Annotated in this window: 15 protein-coding genes, 1 tRNA gene and 1 pseudogene; 14 read left to right on the top strand and 3 right to left on the bottom strand. The window is 66.3% G+C overall.

Going from position 1 to position 16,526, the window contains the following annotated elements; all coding sequences use genetic code 11:
* The first annotated feature begins 1 nt into the window (after nt 1).
* From uvrC to VHK65_11985, 3 genes and pseudogenes are all read left to right on the top strand, one after another.
* A complete protein-coding gene (uvrC, locus tag VHK65_11995; protein ID HVS06866.1) occupies nt 2-1,873 on the top strand; it encodes an excinuclease ABC subunit UvrC in 1,872 nt (623 codons plus the stop codon).
* Between the two features lie 4 nt (nt 1,874-1,877).
* A pseudogene (locus VHK65_11990) lies at nt 1,878-2,030 on the top strand (ClpX C4-type zinc finger protein).
* A 153-nt stretch (nt 2,031-2,183) separates the two neighbouring features.
* Complete coding sequence (locus tag VHK65_11985; protein HVS06865.1) at nt 2,184-3,857, top strand: response regulator; 1,674 nt, start codon at nt 2,184-2,186, stop codon at nt 3,855-3,857.
* On the opposite strand, the gene lgt is transcribed toward VHK65_11985, so the two are convergent.
* Nucleotides 3,854-4,687, bottom strand: a complete 834-nt coding sequence (gene lgt / locus VHK65_11980; protein HVS06864.1) for a prolipoprotein diacylglyceryl transferase — start codon at nt 4,685-4,687, stop codon at nt 3,854-3,856. The two genes, VHK65_11985 and lgt, sit on opposite strands and share 4 nt — an antisense overlap.
* A gap of 22 nt (nt 4,688-4,709) precedes the next feature.
* On the opposite strand from lgt, the gene whiA reads away from it, so the two are divergent.
* From whiA to gpmI, 5 genes are read left to right on the top strand one after another with little or no spacing between them, the layout of a single operon-like run.
* Complete coding sequence (gene whiA, locus VHK65_11975) at nt 4,710-5,591, top strand: DNA-binding protein WhiA (protein HVS06863.1); 882 nt, start codon at nt 4,710-4,712, stop codon at nt 5,589-5,591.
* Nucleotides 5,592-5,624: 33 nt separating this feature from the next.
* Nucleotides 5,625-6,635, top strand: a complete 1,011-nt coding sequence (gap, locus tag VHK65_11970) for a type I glyceraldehyde-3-phosphate dehydrogenase (GenBank protein ID HVS06862.1) — start codon at nt 5,625-5,627, stop codon at nt 6,633-6,635.
* A 50-nt stretch (nt 6,636-6,685) separates the two neighbouring features.
* Nucleotides 6,686-7,840 carry a phosphoglycerate kinase gene (locus VHK65_11965; GenBank protein HVS06861.1) on the top strand — a complete coding sequence of 385 codons (1,155 nt, stop codon included), beginning with the start codon at nt 6,686-6,688 and terminating at the stop codon, nt 7,838-7,840.
* Complete coding sequence (gene tpiA / locus VHK65_11960) at nt 7,830-8,615, top strand: triose-phosphate isomerase (protein HVS06860.1); 786 nt, start codon at nt 7,830-7,832, stop codon at nt 8,613-8,615. Before VHK65_11965 ends, tpiA begins: the two co-directional genes overlap by 11 nt.
* The gene (gene gpmI / locus VHK65_11955) at nt 8,612-10,195 is read left to right on the top strand and encodes a 2,3-bisphosphoglycerate-independent phosphoglycerate mutase (protein ID HVS06859.1); all 1,584 of its coding nucleotides are present in this window, start codon (nt 8,612-8,614) and stop codon (nt 10,193-10,195) included. Before tpiA ends, gpmI begins: the two co-directional genes overlap by 4 nt.
* Here gpmI and VHK65_11950 read toward each other — a convergent pair.
* Nucleotides 10,152-11,204, bottom strand: a complete 1,053-nt coding sequence (locus VHK65_11950) for a phosphatidylserine/phosphatidylglycerophosphate/cardiolipin synthase family protein (protein ID HVS06858.1) — start codon at nt 11,202-11,204, stop codon at nt 10,152-10,154. The two genes, gpmI and VHK65_11950, sit on opposite strands and share 44 nt — an antisense overlap.
* A gap of 97 nt (nt 11,205-11,301) precedes the next feature.
* Here VHK65_11950 and secG point away from each other — a divergent pair, with 97 nt between their 5' ends.
* Both secG and VHK65_11940 read left to right on the top strand, forming a co-directional pair.
* Nucleotides 11,302-11,532: a preprotein translocase subunit SecG gene (secG, locus tag VHK65_11945; GenBank protein ID HVS06857.1), complete on the top strand. Its 231-nt coding sequence runs from the start codon at nt 11,302-11,304 to the stop codon at nt 11,530-11,532.
* Nucleotides 11,529-13,157 carry an ABC transporter substrate-binding protein gene (locus VHK65_11940; protein HVS06856.1) on the top strand — a complete coding sequence of 543 codons (1,629 nt, stop codon included), beginning with the start codon at nt 11,529-11,531 and terminating at the stop codon, nt 13,155-13,157. The genes secG and VHK65_11940 overlap by 4 nt, the downstream gene beginning before the upstream one ends.
* A 23-nt stretch (nt 13,158-13,180) precedes the next feature.
* On the opposite strand, the gene VHK65_11935 is transcribed toward VHK65_11940, so the two are convergent.
* Nucleotides 13,181-13,264: transfer RNA gene (locus VHK65_11935), tRNA-Leu, on the bottom strand.
* Nucleotides 13,265-13,321: 57 nt separating this feature from the next.
* Between VHK65_11935 and VHK65_11930 the strand changes: the two genes are divergently transcribed.
* The 4 genes from VHK65_11930 (at nt 13,322) to VHK65_11915 (ending at nt 16,526) form a co-directional block, all read left to right on the top strand.
* Complete coding sequence (locus VHK65_11930) at nt 13,322-13,975, top strand: hypothetical protein (protein ID HVS06855.1); 654 nt, start codon at nt 13,322-13,324, stop codon at nt 13,973-13,975.
* 242 nt (nt 13,976-14,217) lie between these two features.
* A complete protein-coding gene (locus VHK65_11925) occupies nt 14,218-14,520 on the top strand; it encodes a hypothetical protein (protein HVS06854.1) in 303 nt (100 codons plus the stop codon).
* 72 nt (nt 14,521-14,592) lie between these two features.
* Entirely contained in the window at nt 14,593-15,264 is a 672-nt protein-coding gene (locus tag VHK65_11920) for a response regulator transcription factor (protein HVS06853.1), read from the top strand.
* Nucleotides 15,261-16,526 (top strand): ATP-binding protein, encoded by a 1,266-nt coding sequence (locus tag VHK65_11915; GenBank protein HVS06852.1) that lies wholly within the window; start codon nt 15,261-15,263, stop codon nt 16,524-16,526. The genes VHK65_11920 and VHK65_11915 overlap by 4 nt, the downstream gene beginning before the upstream one ends.

Raw genomic sequence — 16,526 nt, 5'->3', positions numbered from 1 at the left:
CGTGGCCACGGCGACCAAAAAGGCGGCTCCCCTGACGGAGCGGCCGGACTATCTCCGCGAACGGCTCAAGGCACTGCCCGAGACGCCAGGTGTCTATCTGATGCGTGACATCCAGGCGCGCGTCATCTACGTGGGCAAGGCGTTGAGCCTGCGCAATCGTGTCCCGAACTACTTCCAGGCCTCGAGCGTGTTACCCGAGCACATCGCCGCCATGGTCGCCCGCGTCTACGAATTCGAAGTCATCACGACGGCGACTGAAAAAGAGGCGCTGGTCCTCGAGCAGACGATGATCAAGCGGCATCGTCCTCGCTTCAACATCCGGCTGCGCGACGACAAGAACTATCTGTATATAAAACTGCCTCTGAACGAGGATTTCCCGCGCATCACGTTGGTGCGCCGGCCCGCCAACGATGGCGCCCGCTACTGGGGACCCTACACGCATGCGATCGCGCTACGCACCACGTTGAAAACCGTCCGGCGGGTCATCCCGTATCGGAGTTGCAAAGACTCGGAGTTCGCGCTCGGGCGTCCCTGCTTTTACTATCACTTGAGTCTTTGTTCGGCGCCATGCGCGGGATTCATCAACCGCGAGGATTACCACGAGCAGCTGAATCAGGTCGCAAGCTTCCTCGACGGCCGCTCCGACCACGTGGCGAAGCGGCTGAAGCAGCAGATGCAAGAGGCGGCGGACAAGCTCGAATACGAGGCCGCCGCCCGCTACCGGGATCGCCTGGACGCGATGCAACGGATGGCGGAGCGCCAGAAAGTGCTGGCGATGGGCCGCTACGACCAGGATCTCTTTGGCCTGGCGCGAGCCGACGGCCAGGGATCGGTGCGCGTCTTCAGCGTCCGCGAGGGCAGGCTCTCCGGCTCGGAGAACTTCGATCTCGTCGGCCTCGGCAAGGACCAGTCGAATGCTGACATCCTCAACGCGTTTGTCAGTCAGTACTACGCGAACGCCACGCACATCCCCAAGGAAGTCTTCGTCCCCGAGGCGCTGCCCGACCGCGAGCTGATCGAGCAATGGCTGACCGAGCGACGCGGCAGCATCGTGACCGTCCGGGTGCCCCAGCGAGGGAAGCAGCGCGAGCTGCTCGAGCAGGCGGCCGCCAACGCCGCCGAGACGATGCGGCAGATGCGGATCAAGCTCGACTACGACGCCGAGCGGACGGCCTCGCTGCTGAACGATCTCCAGGCGCGGCTCGAGCTGCCGGCGCTGCCCGTGCGGATCGAGTGCTACGACATCTCGAACATCCAGGGCAAGTACCCGGTCGGCTCGATGGTCGTCTTCGAAGATGGCCGCCCCAAGCCAGCGCACTATCGGCACTTTCGAATCAAGACCGTGCAGGGCGCCAACGATTTCGCCATGCTGCAGGAAGTGCTGCGGCGCCGCTTCAGCCGGCACGCTCGTTCCGAGGAAGGCACTCCCGAGGAACCCAGCTTCAGCCGGCTGCCAGACCTGGTCTTGATCGACGGGGGCAAGGGCCAGCTGTCGGCCGCGAGGGAGGTCTTGGAATCGATGGGGCTTGCGTCGGTGGCGACCTTCGGCCTGGCCAAGGAGCAGGAGGAGCTTTTCCGGCCCGGTGAGAGCGAACCGATCCGGCTGCCGCTGGACTCCGAGGCGCTCTTCCTGGTTCAGCGTGTCCGGGACGAGGCGCACCGCTTCGCGATCACGTTTCATCGCGTCGTCCGGAAGAAGGACGCCTTCGCGTCGGTGCTCGACGGGATCAGCGGGCTCGGACCGGTCCGCCGGCGGGCGCTGGTCCGCCAGTTCGGCAGCGTCGACAACATCCGCAGCGCCTCGGTGGACGAACTGATGGCGGTCAAGGGGATCACCCGGACCGTCGCCGTCGCAATCAAGGAAATGCTCTGAGATAATCACGATCGTGGACCGCCCGGTGCGCCGCTGCTCGTTTTGCGGAAAGAAGCAGGGGGAAGTCCGCCTCGTCGCCGGTCCGTCCGACGTCTACATCTGCCATCTCTGCGTCGCTCTCTGCAACGAGATCCTCAGCCAGGAGGCGGCGGCGGACCGGCCGCCCGACCCGCCCGGCCAGCCCCCCGAGAAGGGCCCGCTGATCCGGACCGAGGTCATTTCCTCCTAACGGGCCGATGCGTCGTCCAGCCGCCCGAAGGCCGCTTTGAGCCGAGGCGCCAGCCCCGGCACCACCCGCCGTTATAGGGGCGTGCCGGACTCGCCCGACCTGTCCAGCTCGCTTGGCGAGGCCGTTTCCGAGGGTCGGCAGTTCCTCGCGCGGGTCGAATCGATGGCCGAGACGCTTACGGCTGAGCTCGCCCGCCATGAGGAGGCCGCCCGTCAGTGGTCCGCCGAACGCCAGGCGATCAAGGACGAAGAGGACCGGCTCCGCGCGACGCTCCGGACCGTCAATGAAACGATCGCCGGCGAGCGTAAGCGCCTGGCGCAGCTCGAGCGCGACCTGGACGCCGCGCGGCAAGAGCGCGATCGGCTCGCGGCGGATCGTGACGCGGCGGCGGCCGATCGCGACCGGGTGCGTGATCAGCTGGGTATGGTCACGAGCGACCGCGATGCGCTCCAGGCCGACCAGATCCAGTGGGGCCTCGACCGCGAGCGCCTGCTTGCCGAGCTCAACCCATTGAAGGAACACGCCGCGGGACTGGAGCGGGACCTGGGCAGCGAGCGCGAGCAGCACCTTGCCTTGCAGGGTCGTCATGCGGAGCTCGCCGAGCAGTCGAACCGGCTGGCATCGGACTGGGTGTCGCGCCGGCAGGCGCTGACCGCCGAGATCCAGGCCCAGAACGACGAGATGCAGCAGATCCGGAAAGCCCTGGAAGAGACCAGGGCGCAGGAGCGGCCCGGGGTTGGCACTGGACCGGTGATCACCCCGAGCGCCGGTCTGAGCCCCGAGCAAAGCCACCTGATCAACTCGCGGCTCAACTCGCTCATCGGGTTTTCGAGCGTGCTACTCGACGACCATACCCACGCGCTAACGGTCGAGGAGCGTCGCGAGTATCTCAAGTACCTGCACGACAGCGCCGTCACCCTCGGCGAGGCGGTGCGGTCGCTGACTGGCAGCCGCGCCGCGAGTGCCGACCCACCGGTGGTGGATCGTGAGGGTCGACCGCCGGACATCCTGGTGGCCGACAACGACATGGTCTCGCGCCAGCGGATCGAGCCCTTCCTCAAGCGCGCCGGTTACGAGGTGGTGTACGTCGAGAACGGTCCCCGCGCCCTGGAGAAGGCGACGCACCTCCAGCCGCTCGCCATCTTGATCGACGCCCACCTGCCGCTCAGCGGCGCTCCGGCGCTGATCAAGGAACTGCGGAAGGATCCGCGCACCCGAGAGATCCCGCTGGTGGTGATGTCGGCCGCCGATGGCCCGCCCGTCACGGTGGCGGACGTTGACGTCCTGACCAAGCCCGTCGACCGCCAGCAGCTCGTCCAGCTGATGGTGAGATTCGATCTTATGGCCGACGGCAAGCGCGCCAAGAAGATGCCGGCGAATGTCCTGGTCATCGATGACGATCTGCAGGCGATCAGCCTGGTCAAGGCGGTCCTCAAACCCTTCAACGTCCGTGTGAGTGCCGTCGACAATGCTCGGACCGGCATCGAGCAGGCCCTCCGCAACAAGCCGGACCTGGTCATTCTCGACCTCGTCATGCCGGGGGTCGACGGGTTCGAAGTCATCGCGGCGCTGCGCCGCGACAAGGACATCGGCCGGATTCCGATCCTCGTCCACACGGCCAAGGTGCTGACCGCCGAGGATCGGCAGCGTCTCGATGGCAAGGTCGAGTCGATCGTCGAGAAGGCGGAATTCCAGCCAGAGCGATTCCTCGAGTTGCTGCTCAAGCGCGGCGAACGCCGCAAGCGCGCGGCTTAGGTCGCGACCTCGCCCGCGGTCGACGGCGTTTCCGCCGGCTTGGTCTCTGATGGGCGCGCGAGGCGTTCTTTGCGAAGCAGGTAGGCGATCACCGGCAGGCTCAAGGCGATGACCACCAGGGACGTGACTTGCGCCTGTTTCAGCCCGCCCAGGACCACGACGTTATCGCGCACAAAGAAGATGAAGAACTGACTGACCGAGTAGAGCACGATATAAAGCATCGCCAGCATCCCCTCCGGATGAATCCGCTTGCGGAGGTTCCAGAGGAGCAGGAAGAGCCCGAGGCTGATGAGGAGCTCGTACAAGCTCGCCGGCTGAACCGGGACATTGGGCGTTGCGAACGTGTTGGGGTTCGTGTACTCGAAGCCCCAGCCGTTGGTCTTGTAGCCCACGATGTCCCCGTTGATGATGTTGCCGATGCGGCCGATCGCCTGGCCGATCGTCATGCCGAGCGCGCCGACGTCGAGCAGGCTCCAGAATGGGATCTTCCAGCGCCAGGACGAGATGGCGACCGCCAGCGCCCCGCCGAACATCGCGCCGAAGAACGCCATGCCGCCCTGCCAGACGGCGATGATCTGGGCCGGGTGGTGCAGGAAGAAGGAGGGGTCGTTCTGGACGACGTAGTAGAGGCGGCCGCCCGCGATCCCGAGGACCGCCGCGAGCAGGGCGACGTTCATCAACTGCTCCCCGCTGATGCCCCGGCGGGCTGAGTCGCGAAGCGCGACCTGGATCCCGACGTAGAGGCCGATCGCGATCATGATCCCGTACCAGTGGATCTTGAGCCCGCCGATCGTGACGAGGACGGGATCGATGGGGATCTTAACTAGCACTGACCAAGTTTAATGTGTGGGGATGACGGTCAAGGCGTCCTTCACCGACGAGGTCAAAGCTGAGCTGGCCAACGTCCAGCCGGCAAAACCGTGCTGCCAGGAGGCGGAGCTGACGGCGATGGTCGAGGCGCTGGCGGGTTCCGTCGACGGGGCGCCGTTGACGCTGCGCATCCCGCGCAATGCCGTGGCTCGGAAAGTCGTTCACCTCGCCAAGGTCGCCGGGGGCCGGGTGGAGACCGTGCGCAAGGGCGCCACGGAAAAACGACCCAGCTACCGGCTACGGCTCACCTTACCGGCCGGGCGGGGCTCGGCGGACGGCTGCTGTGCCCGGGCCACGCTCCGCGGGGCCTTCCTGGCGCGCGGCGTGCTGGGCAACCCGGCCGACGCCTACCACCTGGAGATGGCCGTGCCCATGGGCGCCGCCTACCTGGTGACCGCCGGGGCGGCGCGGGCGGGCATCGCGCTGAAACACACCACACGCCGTGGCCGGACGGTCTACTACTTGAAAGGCGCCGAGCCGATCTCACGGCTGCTCGGGTTGATGGGCGCCAACCGTGCAGTCATGCGCTTCGAGAACGACCGCATCCTGCGTGACATGCGCAGCCAGGCGAACCGCCGCGCCAACAGCGAGACCGCGAACATCGACAAGCGACTGCGGGCGGCGCTGCAGCAGCGAGAGGCGATCCGCCGGCTCAAAGCGCGCGACACGCGGCTGCAGTTGCTCCCACCCGCGCTGCGCGAGGTGGCCGAACTCCGCCTGGCGCACCCGCAGGCCGGCCTGCGCGAACTCGCCGAGCTCGCCCAGGTCAGTAAGTCGGCGGTCGCCAATCGGCTTCGCCGGTTGGTGACGCACGCGAATCGAAATGGTCTAATAGATCACGTGCGGGACATCCCGCAACCCTGACCAGGGAATTCCCCGAGAGCGAGGAGAGGCGTCATGCCGGTGAAGGTTGGCATCAACGGATTTGGCCGCATCGGCCGCAACGTCTTCCGCGCCGCCCGCGGCCGGCGCGAGTTGGAGATCGTGGCGGTCAATGACATCACGGATCCGCCGACGCTCGCGCATCTCCTGAAGTACGACTCCATCCTTGGCAACTACGCCGGCGACGTCAGCGCCGACGGAGATGCCCTCAAGGTCGACGGCGCCCGCGTGAAGGTCTTCGCCGAGAGGGACCCAGGCAACCTGCCCTGGAAAGACCTGGGGATCGACATCGTCATCGAATCGACGGGCCTCTTCACCGACGCCACCAAGGCGAAAGTCCACATCGACAAGGGAGGCGCCAGGAAGGTGATCATCTCGGCGCCGGCCAAGAACGAGGACATCACGATCGTACTTGGGGTCAACGGCGAACGGTACGAGCCACGGCAACACCACGTCGTGAGCAATGCCTCCTGCACGACGAACTGCCTGGCGCCGGTGGCGAAAGTCCTCCACGACAGCTTCGGAATCGAAGCCGGCCTGATGACCACCGTCCATTCGTACACGGGCGACCAGCGGTTGCTCGATGCGCCCCACAGCGACCTGCGACGCGCGCGGGCCGCGGCCCTATCGGTGATCCCAACCACCACCGGCGCGGCCAGGGCGATGGCGCTCGTCATGCCGGAGTTGAAGGGAAAGTTCCACGGCATCTCGCTGCGGGTGCCCACGCCGAACGTCTCGCTCGTCGACCTCACTGTGATGACCCGCGATCCCGTTTCTGTGGAGACGATCAACGAGGCGCTGCGGGAGGCAGCCGCCAGCGACCTCAAGGGAATCCTCGCGGTTACCGAGGACGAACTCGTCTCAAGCGACTTCAAGGGCAACTCCTACTCATCCGTCGTCGATGCGCCGCTCACGATGGTGGTCGGCGATCGTCATGGGAAGGTCTTTGCCTGGTACGACAACGAGTGGGGATATTCCTGCCGGGTCGTGGACCTCGCCGTGTTCATGGGTGACCGGCTGAACTGACTAACGACGTCAGCCAGGCCGGCACGCTCCAAAAAGCCACGATTCGCGACGTGGACGTCGCCGGAAAACGCGTGCTCGTGCGAGTCGATTTCAACGTCCCGATCGAGTCCGGCCAGATCGTCGACGATACCCGGATCCGGGAGGCGATCCCGACCATTCAGAACCTGGTCGAACGCAGCGCGCGTGTGATCTTGATTACGCACCTCGGCCGGCCGGACGGCCAGGTCGATGAGGCGTATCGGACCACCCCGCTGGCGCAGCGGCTCGGTGAGCTGATGGTTCGTCCGGTGCGCCACCTCGACGACTGCATTGGCCCGGCGGTCGAAGCCGGTGTGGGGGCGATGCAGGACCGCGAGATCGTGATGCTGGAGAATGTCCGCTTCCACGCAGGTGAGACGAAAAATGACCCGACCTTCGCGAAGCAGCTGGCCGCCCTCGGCGAGCTCTACGTCAATGACGCCTTCGGCACGGCGCACCGCGCCCACGCCTCGACGGTGGGTGTCGCCCAATTTCTGCCGGCGGTGGCCGGGCTGCTGATGGAGCGCGAGATCAAGACGCTGGGGCGGATCATGACGAACCCGCCCCATCCGCTGGTCGCCATCATCGGCGGCTCCAAAATCTCCACGAAGATCGGTGTTGTCCGCAGCCTGCTGGGACGCGTCGATCGCCTCTGCATCGGTGGCGCGATGGCCTGTACGTTCTTAAAAGCGAAAGGTCTGGAGATGGGCCGCTCGCTGGTCGAGGACGACCAGCTGGAGGTCGCGCGTTCGCTCCTGGCATCGGGGGCGACGCTCGTCCTGCCGCTCGACGCCGTCGTGGCCTCCGAGGCGAAACCGGGCGTCACGGTGAAAACCGTCCCGATCGACGCCGTGCCTGCCGATATGAAGGTGCTCGATGTCGGACCCATGACGGTCGAGCGCTTCCTGCAGACCTGCGACGGCGCGGCGGCGGTCGTCTGGAACGGCCCGCTCGGCGTCTATGAGGTCCCGCCGTTCGATCACGGCACCGATGCCTTAGCGCAGGGGCTCGCGGGAAGCGACGCCGAAACCATCGTCGGTGGCGGGGATCTCGTCGCGGCGCTGCAGAAACAGCAGCTGGCGGAGCGGATGTCGTTCGTCTCGACGGGGGGCGGCGCCACCCTCGAGTTCCTCGAAGGCAAGATCCTGCCCGGAATCGCCGTGCTACTGGACCGGAGTGCCGTCTGAGTCGATGCGCAAGCCACTGATCGCCGGCAACTGGAAAATGCATTTCACCGTCCCCGAAGGCCTGGAGTACGCACTGCGTCTTCGGCATGCGCTCGAGCCATTCGCGAACCGCGAGGACGTCGTGGTCCTGCCGCCGTCGCTGATGCTCTGGGAGATCGCGAACCTGCTTCGCGGTTGCCCGATCGAGGTCGGCGCACAGAACGCGTCGTGGGAAGACCAGGGACCGTTCACCGGTGAGATTTCGCCGAAGATGCTGGCGGGGTGGTGCCACTACCTGCTGATCGGGCACTCGGAGCGGCGCCAGTTGTTCAATGAAACCGATGAACAGCTCAACCGAAAACTGCAAGTGGCGCAGCGCAACAAGCTGAAGGTCATCCTTGCCGTGGGTGAGACCCTCGAGGAGCACGAGCTTGGACGGACCCGGGAGGTCATCACGCGTCAGCTGAGCGCTGCGCTCTACGGCATTACGGTCGAGCGCGCCACCGACCTGACGATCGCCTATGAGCCGGTGTGGGCGATCGGCACCGGGAAGGCGGCCACACCGGAATACGCGAACGAGACCATGGGCCTGATTCGCACCCTGCTTGCCGACAAGTTCCCGCGGCTCGCCGCAGAGATGCGCATCCTCTATGGGGGCAGCGTGACGTCGGCCAACGCGCGGACCCTGATGGAACAGCCCGAGATCGACGGTGCCCTGGTGGGAGGCGCCAGCCTGAAGGAGGCCGATTTCACGGAGATCGTGCGCGCCGCCGCTGAGGTAGTGCCGTCGGCGTGAGCGCGGACGGAGCGCCGGGACGCGCGCTCGTGCTCGTCATCATCGATGGCTGGGGATACCGCACCGATCCGTTCGGGAACGCGATTGCCGCAGCGAAGACGCCCAACTGGGATGCGCTCTGGACGCGATGGCCGCACACGACGCTTGCGGCGGCCGGCGAGCCCGTTGGGCTGCCAAAGGGCCAGCAGGGCAACTCGGAGGTCGGCCACCTGAACATCGGCGCCGGCCGCATCGTCTACCAGGACCTGACCCGGATCAACCGCGCGATCCAGGACGGCAGCTTTCTCACCAACCCGGTGCTGCGCGCTGCGACGCAGTCCGCGGCGGCCGGTCCGGCGCTGCACCTGATGGGGCTCGTCTCTCCTGGCGGCGTTCACAGCTCCACCCAACACCTGTATGCGCTGCTCGAGATGGCGCATTCACTGGGTGTACCTCGCGTGTCCGTGCATGCCTTCACCGATGGCCGCGACGAGCCCCCCACGAGCGCCGCCGATTACATGGCGGAGCTTGTCGAGCGCGTCCGCACGATCGGCACCGGCACGGTGGCCTCGGTGAGCGGCCGTTACTACGCGATGGACCGCGACAAACGCTGGGAGCGGACCGAGCGCGCCTATCGAACCGTGGTCGAGGCGACCGGGCCGACGGCCACGGACCCGGTGGCCTTGATCGAGCAGAGCTACGGCGCCGGCGTCACCGACGAATTCATCGTGCCGACCCGCATCGTGCCCCACGGCCAGCCCCCGCCTCCGCCGATGGCCGACGGCGACAGCGTGATCTTTTTCAACTTCCGGCCCGACCGGGCACGCCAGCTGAGCCACGCCATCCTGGATGAGCGCTGGCCGCATTTCGAGCGCAACCGTCGACCGAAGCTCGCGCACTTCGTGACGTTCACCGAGTACGAGGCCGGCCTCCCCGCGGAGGTAGCGTTCCGCGACGAGCCGCTCCGCCAGGTCGTGGCCGAGGTCGTCTCACAGGCGGGGTGGCGGCAACTCCACATCGCCGAGACCGAGAAGTACGCCCACGTGACCTACTTCCTGAACGGCGGACGTGAGGTTGCGTTTTCGGGCGAGGACCGGCTGCTGGTCCCGTCGCCGAGGGTGGCAACCTACGACCTGCAGCCGGAGATGAGTGCGGTTGGGGTCACCGACGAGCTCCTGCGGCGGCTCGATAAAGGCGACTACCGATTCCTGGTCGTCAACTTCGCCAACCCGGACATGGTGGGCCACACGGGGGTCTTCCCCGCGACGGTGAAGGCGGTCGAGGTCGTCGATGCCATGCTCGGTCGGATCGTCGGCCCCGTGCTGGGCAGTGGCGGCATCCTGGCCATCACGGCGGACCACGGGAACGCCGAATTGAAGGTCGATCGCGCAACCGGCGCGCCCCTGACCGCCCATACCACGAGCCCCGTGCCGCTCATTCTCGCCGGCGCGCGAGGGGTCCAGGGGCTCCGCGACGGCGGCAAGTTGGGCGATGTGGCGCCCACGCTGTTGCCCCTGGTCGGGCTCGACGTGCCCCGTGCCATGTCTGGTGACGACCTCACGGTTGCTGGGACTCCGCCCAGTCCTGTTCGAGCCGGCTGAGAAAGGTCCGCGCCAGCGTCGGCTCGCTGAGCAGGAGGTCGAGCTCATGGTTGCGCGTGAACCCGGAGCGTGACCAGTTGCAGCTACCGAAGAGAACCACCCCGCCGTCGAAGATCCCGAGCTTGGCGTGCAGCAGCTCATCGCCCGCCTGCCGGTAGAAGCGGACCGTGGCGCCCGCCGGCTGCAATTGCGCGAAGACGGCGGCATTTTGCGGCTGGGTCGGGTCCAGCAGGATGCGGAGATGCACACCACGACGCGCTGCCGCCACCAGCGCCTCCAGGACCAGGCGATCGCTCAAGACGAACATCTCGATATCGATCGACTGGTGGGCGGCGCCGATCGCGGCGAGCGCGGCCGCCCTGATCCCGTCACCGGGACGGGTCGTCAACACCTGAACGGCCCGGTCGGCGGCAGGGGATGGAATGATGGTCGGCTCACCCGCCAGCGCAAGGTCCTGCGTGAAGACGCGCTCGAGGTTGTCCACGACGGGGCCGGACGCCAGCACATCGAAGTCGTGGTTCGTCGACGAGTGCGTGCCCCAGTTGATACCGCCGACGATGGCACGGGTCCTGTCGACGATCAGCAGCTTTACGTGGTCGATCGTGAGGCGCTCCAGGGGGAAGGCCACCACCCTCACGCCCCCTTGTTCGAGCTGGGCCCAGATGGTTCGACTGCTCCGCTCCGATGGATCCTTGATGGCGGTCACCGTCACGCCACGGTCGCGGGCGTCAAGCAGCATGAGGGCGAGATCCGGTCGCTGGAACTCGTAGAGCTCGAGATCGATCGAGCGGCGCGCGTGGCTCAGCGCCTCGATGATCGCCGCAAAGGCGGCTGCGCCGTCGGGCAGCGGGACCAGCCGGTCGGCCCCGCTGCTGATCGGCGCCACGGGGACCGCCGGGAGGGCAAGGGCGGCGCCCGTCGGAGGGGCGGTACGGCCCGGCGCACAGGAGGCAGCCAGCAGCGCCAGGAGGAGGAGGGGCAACCGGAGGCAGCGGGTCGGGCCGTACACGTCCGGCATGCTACTACATATTTGTGTATATGTCAACGCCAGCCATCCGGCCGGGCTGGCGGAGAATTGGCGGTATAATTCAGCGGCTTCGGCCTCAATGAAATCCTTCCTCGGTATCGTCGAACTCGTCCTGGCCCTCCTTGTCATGCTGGGTGTGTTGCTCCAGACGCCCAAGGCGAGCGGGCTGGGCGGCACCATCGGTGGCGGCGGAGATTCGGGCGGTGGCTACCGCACGAAGCGCGGACTGGAAAAGAACCTGTTCTATGCCACGATCGGACTGGTCGTCCTCTTCGTGGTGGTCTCCGTCGTCTACATCCGAGTCGGTTGATCCGGCGCGGACTGCTCGCCCTCGGGGTGGGCGTGCCGCTGAGCGCGCTGCTGACGATTCTGGTCCTGGTTTTTCGTGGCGTCATCCTGTCACCCGAGGCGCCCCGACCCGGCGGCACCTACGTGGAGGGCGTGGTCGGCCTGGTCGGATCGCTGAACCCACTCTTTGGCGAGGCCACGGCCGGGCCCAACGACCTCGATGCCCTGCTCTTCGAGCCGCTCGTCCGCGTCTTACCAACCGGCACGGTCCAGGGACGGCTGGCCTCACATTGGGAAGTCAGCCCGGATGGGCGCAGCTATATCTTCACCTTGCGCCCGGATGCGCGCTGGTCGGACGGCACCCCCCTCACCGCCGATGACGTCGTCTTTACGGTTCGGACCGTCCAGGATCCGCAATTCCCGGGCGCGCTACTCAACCAGAGCTGGAAGGACATCATCGCCACGGCGGTCGACCCGGGCCACGTTCGCTTCGCGCTTCCCGGCCACAACGCGGGATTCCTGGCAAACCTCGAGCTGCTCGACATCGTGCCAGCACACCTGCTCGCGGGCAAGGCCATGGCCGAGCTCGCTTCGGCTTCTCCCAATCTGAACCCGGTCGGCACCGGGCCTTTTCGGATGGTGTCAACGCAGGGGGACCGGATCCAGTTGGAACGCAATCCGTTTGCCTGGCGCCGGCCCTGGCTCGAATCCGTCACCATCCGCAGCTTCCCGTCCCAGGCGGCGGCGTTAGATGCGCTCGACCGTGGCCAGATCGATGGTCTGGCCAATCTGACGCCGTCCGGTACCGCCCAGGAGCAGGCGAACACGCAGGTCAAGGTTCTCGCGAGCTCGACCTATCAATATGCAGAGCTGATCTTCAACCTGAAAACCGACGAGCCCTACTTCCAGGACGTCCGGGTCAGGCAGGCGATCGCGAAGGCGATCGACCGGACTGCGATCATCCGGGATGTCCTCGGCGGCCAGGCCGTGCCCGACGACTCGCCGATCCCGCGTTCGATCACGTGGGCCTATGACAGCGCGGCCCAGCAGCCCGCCTACGACCAGATCGCCGCCGCGAAGCTGCTCGACGACGCAGGGTGGACCCTGGTCAACGGCATCCGCACCAAGGGCACCACCAGCCTCAGCTTCGGCTTGACGGTGTCGAGCGACGTCCCGCCCTACGAACGGGTGGCCGAGAAGGTGGCCAGTCAGCTGTCGCAAGTGGGGATCGTCGCCGAGGTGCGTCCCGTCACCACAGCCTCCTTGATTCACGACTACCTCAACCCGCGGACCTTCGACATGACGCTCACGGCCTTCGACAATGGACCTGATCCCGACGTCTACTCCTTCTGGCACTCCTCCCAGGCCCACCCAGGCGGCTTCAACTTCGCGGGCATGAAGAAGAACGTCTTCATCGACGGCGACCTCGAGGACGGTCGTAACACACTCGACCTGACGGCCCGGGCCAAGGCTTATGCCACGTTCCAGGAGGATTTTGCCAAGGAGATTCCGGCGGTCTTTCTCTACAGCCCACGGTACGTGATGGCTGTCAACCGCCGCATCCGTGGGGTACGCCTTGATTCGGCCATCGAGCCGGAGGAGCGGTACGCCTACGTCAGCGACTGGTACCGCGAGGTGGGGCGATAAGCGCGCGCGAAAGTTGGGGGGTATGCGGCTGAAAGGACTTGAACCTTCAAGGGCTTGCGCCCACCAGGCCCTGAACCTGGCGTGTTTACCGATTTCACCACAGCCGCGTCGAACTACAGATTCTGCCATAGCCGGCCCGCGAGCGAAACCCCGCCGCCCCAACCATGCCCCGTCCCCTCGCTGAGCTGACGGCGAAGGAGCGGGCGACCTTCCGCCGGCGCCTCGACACACCCTCGAAGATCCAGCGGTTCCTCGACGAGATCCCGTACAACACCGAAGACGACGGGGAAACCTTCCGCTCGCCGCGGCGCGTCCTGCGCGACCAGACGGCCAACTGCATCGAGGGCGCCGTGCTGGCGGCCGCCGCGCTGCGAGTCCAGGGTGCCCCGCCGCTGATCATGGATCTCACCGCGGTGCACGACGAGGACCACGTGATTGCGGTCTATCGGTGGCGCCGGCTCTGGGGCGCGATCGGCACGAGCAAGTTCACCGGCCTGCGCAACCGGGAACCGGTCTACCGAACCCTGCGCGAGCTGGCCATGTCGTATTTCGAGCACTACTTCAATCTGGATGGCGAGCGGACCCTTCGCGGATACGGACGCCCCGTCAACCTGACTCGCTTCGACCGGCTCCATTGGATGACGGCAGAGATCGACCTCTGGCCGATCGCGGAGCACCTCGAACGGATCCCCCACGTGGCGTTGCTCCCGTCCAGTGTCACCAGGCGACTGACACCCGTCAGTCGTGGCGTCAAGGCCGCCGGCCTATTGGGACATCCCGCTGCAGGGAAGTGGCCCAGCGTTAGGGGCGATCCCTGAACTGCAAGAACCCCAGCCTTAGGCTGGCCGGCCCCCGTTGCCGATATCGGCGCTTCAATCGCTTCAGTTGGCGAACCGACAACCCCAGCACGGCTGCCCCTTCGGGCAGCGTCAGGCCGCCGCACATGAACACCCCAGCCTTAGGCGATTGACATTATCGGTATCACTTGTTAAATTAGCGAAACCATCATTCAAATGGCACGGCAAGCGGCCGTGGTGGCGGCGTTCGATCGGAGGAAGGGATGAGAAAGGGCGCAACGGAACCGGATATCCCTCTGGAGGCCGTCCAGTCACTCTTGACCCGGGTGATCTGGCAGGCGGTCGCGGACCTCAGCGTGGAGACCTATCGCTGCGAATCGGAGCGATTCTTTGCCGGGGAGACCTTTGTCGAATACTGCGACATCCTGGGCTGGAACGTCCGCCGGGCCCGTGCCAGTCTCGGACGCTTCGTCGACAGCGGCTCCCGGATCTCGGGTAACCACCTGCTCACGGCCGCCGAGCTGGCCGCGCAGCGCGTCCCCACCGTCTCCTCGGTCGCCGTTTAAGCTCGCGCTCGTCGGGGGGTTTGGCGGTCGCCTACATCCGGCTGGCGACCCGCTACACTGGGACATATCCCCATGAACCTCCTCCTCGTCGAGGACGAGCGCAAGCTCTCGACGCTGCTCAAGCAGCTCCTGGAGGACGAGCGGTACGCCGTTGACATCGCCGCCGACGGTGAACGGGCCCAGGAACTGGCGGAAACCGCGCGTTACGACGCCATCATCCTCGATCTGATGATTCCGAAGAAGGACGGCATCGAGGTGTGCCGCTGGCTGCGCCAGAACCGCATTCAAACGCCGGTCATCATGCTGACGGCGCGCAGCCAGATCCATGACCGTGTCGCGGGCCTTGACGCCGGTGCGGACGACTACCTGCCGAAGCCCTTCGCGTTCGAGGAACTCCTCGCCCGACTGCGGGCCCTCATGCGGAGGGAGCAAAAGAATGGCCACGCCAATCGGTTGCAGGTGGCCGATCTGGTGCTCGATCTGAAGACGCACCAGGTCCGGCGGGGGGACACGCCGATCGAGTTGACGGCACGCGAGTTCGCCCTGCTCGAGTTCTTGATGCGCCATCCCAACCAGGTGCTGACACAGGCGCAGATCGCGGAGCGCGTCTGGGACTACAACTTCGAAGGCACGACCAACCGCGTCGCGGTCTACATCTCGTACCTGCGCGACAAGATCGATGAGGGCCGCTCCCCGAAGCTCATCCAGACGGTGTATGGGGTCGGGTACCGGCTGTCGGGATGATGTTCCGGGGCGCGCTGGCGCGCCTCGCCGCACAGTATTTCGTGCTGCTCATTCTGATCCTTGGATGCTTTGATCTGATCGTCTACGTCACGGTCTCAGAGGCCCTGCACGCCAAAGCCGACAAAGATCTCCGCTCGGCCGTGACGCAGGCGCTGAGCAACGTGACCGTCACCGGGGACACGGTGAGCGTGACCGCCCAGGCGCTCCTCACCCCCAGCGTCGCCGAGGTGTTCGTGCGCGTGCTCGACCCCAAGGGCCAGGAAGTCAGCCAACCGCGCGCCGAGCTCAAAAAGCTCTTCAACAACCCGAGCCTCACGGCGCCGATCGCCGCGGCCAACGCCGGCCAACAGAGTGAGACGCAGGTCTCCAGCGGCAGCGAGCTCTACATGGTCGATACCCGCCCCATCCTGGCGAAGTCAAAGAAGGTCGTCGGCGTCTTGCAGGTGGCGCAACCGAACTCCTGGGTTGGTGACGCGCTCTCTCGGCTGGTGCGGCAGCTCGTGCTGGCGTCGGCCATCGGGATCGTGCTAGGCGCGCTCGCCTCGTTGCTGATGGCGACTCGCTCCCTCCGCCCCATCGGTCGTGCCTTCCAGCGCCAGCGAGAATTCGTGGCGGACGCGTCGCACGAGCTGCGCACGCCGCTCACCCTGATCCGGACCAACGTCGAGGCCTGGCTGCGGCGCTCCAATGGGACATCCCGCGTATATGCCAAGAGCATCGTCGAGGAGGTCGAACAGTTGAACCGGATCGTGGGCGATCTGACCACGCTGGCCCTGGCCGACGCCAGACAACTGCGGCTCGACCCCCGGCCGATGGAGCTCAACGAGGTCGTCAAGGGGCTGATCGTCCAGGCGACACCGCTGGCGGAGGAGCGCGGCGTCCAGCTTCGCCCGGATCTCAACGGTGGCGTTCGCGTGGACGCCGACCTGGTCCGGGTTCGTCAGCTTTTGCTGATCCTGATCGACAATGCCCTGACCCACACGCCCGCTGGCGGGGAGGTGTTGGTCGGCGTGGTGCGCCAGAACGGCCGCGCCCATGTCACCGTGAGCGACACCGGCGAGGGCATCCCCAGTGGAGACCTGCCCCATATCTTCGAGCGCTTCTACCGGGCGGATAAGGCGCGGACGCGCGAGAGCGGCGGCACCGGTCTCGGCCTCGCGATCGCCAAATGGATCGTGGACGCGCACAAGGGTGAGATCGACGTGAAGAGCGCCGAAGGCAAGGGCACCGAGGTCGACGTCAGCCTCCCGGCCCTCGACTGA

The sequence above is a fragment of the Candidatus Dormiibacterota bacterium genome (genome assembly GCA_035544955.1).
Taxonomy (GTDB): domain Bacteria; phylum Chloroflexota; class Dormibacteria; order CF-121; family CF-121; genus CF-13.
The sequence above is the reverse complement of the archived record's forward strand: the minus strand, read 5'-3'. Positions and strand labels throughout refer to the sequence as shown.

Bases quoted from the DNA above. Each gene is read 5' to 3' on its own strand.
- secG (HVS06857.1), top strand. From the start codon at position 11,302: ATGAAATCCTTCCTCGGTATCGTCGAACTCGTCCTGGCCCTCCTTGTC.
- gap (HVS06862.1), top strand. From the start codon at position 5,625: ATGCCGGTGAAGGTTGGCATCAACGGATTTGGCCGCATCGGCCGCAAC.
- whiA (HVS06863.1), top strand. From the start codon at position 4,710: ATGACGGTCAAGGCGTCCTTCACCGACGAGGTCAAAGCTGAGCTGGCC.
- VHK65_11920 (HVS06853.1), top strand. From the start codon at position 14,593: ATGAACCTCCTCCTCGTCGAGGACGAGCGCAAGCTCTCGACGCTGCTC.
- VHK65_11930 (HVS06855.1), top strand. From the start codon at position 13,322: ATGCCCCGTCCCCTCGCTGAGCTGACGGCGAAGGAGCGGGCGACCTTC.
- VHK65_11915 (HVS06852.1), top strand. From the start codon at position 15,261: ATGATGTTCCGGGGCGCGCTGGCGCGCCTCGCCGCACAGTATTTCGTG.
- VHK65_11925 (HVS06854.1), top strand. From the start codon at position 14,218: ATGAGAAAGGGCGCAACGGAACCGGATATCCCTCTGGAGGCCGTCCAG.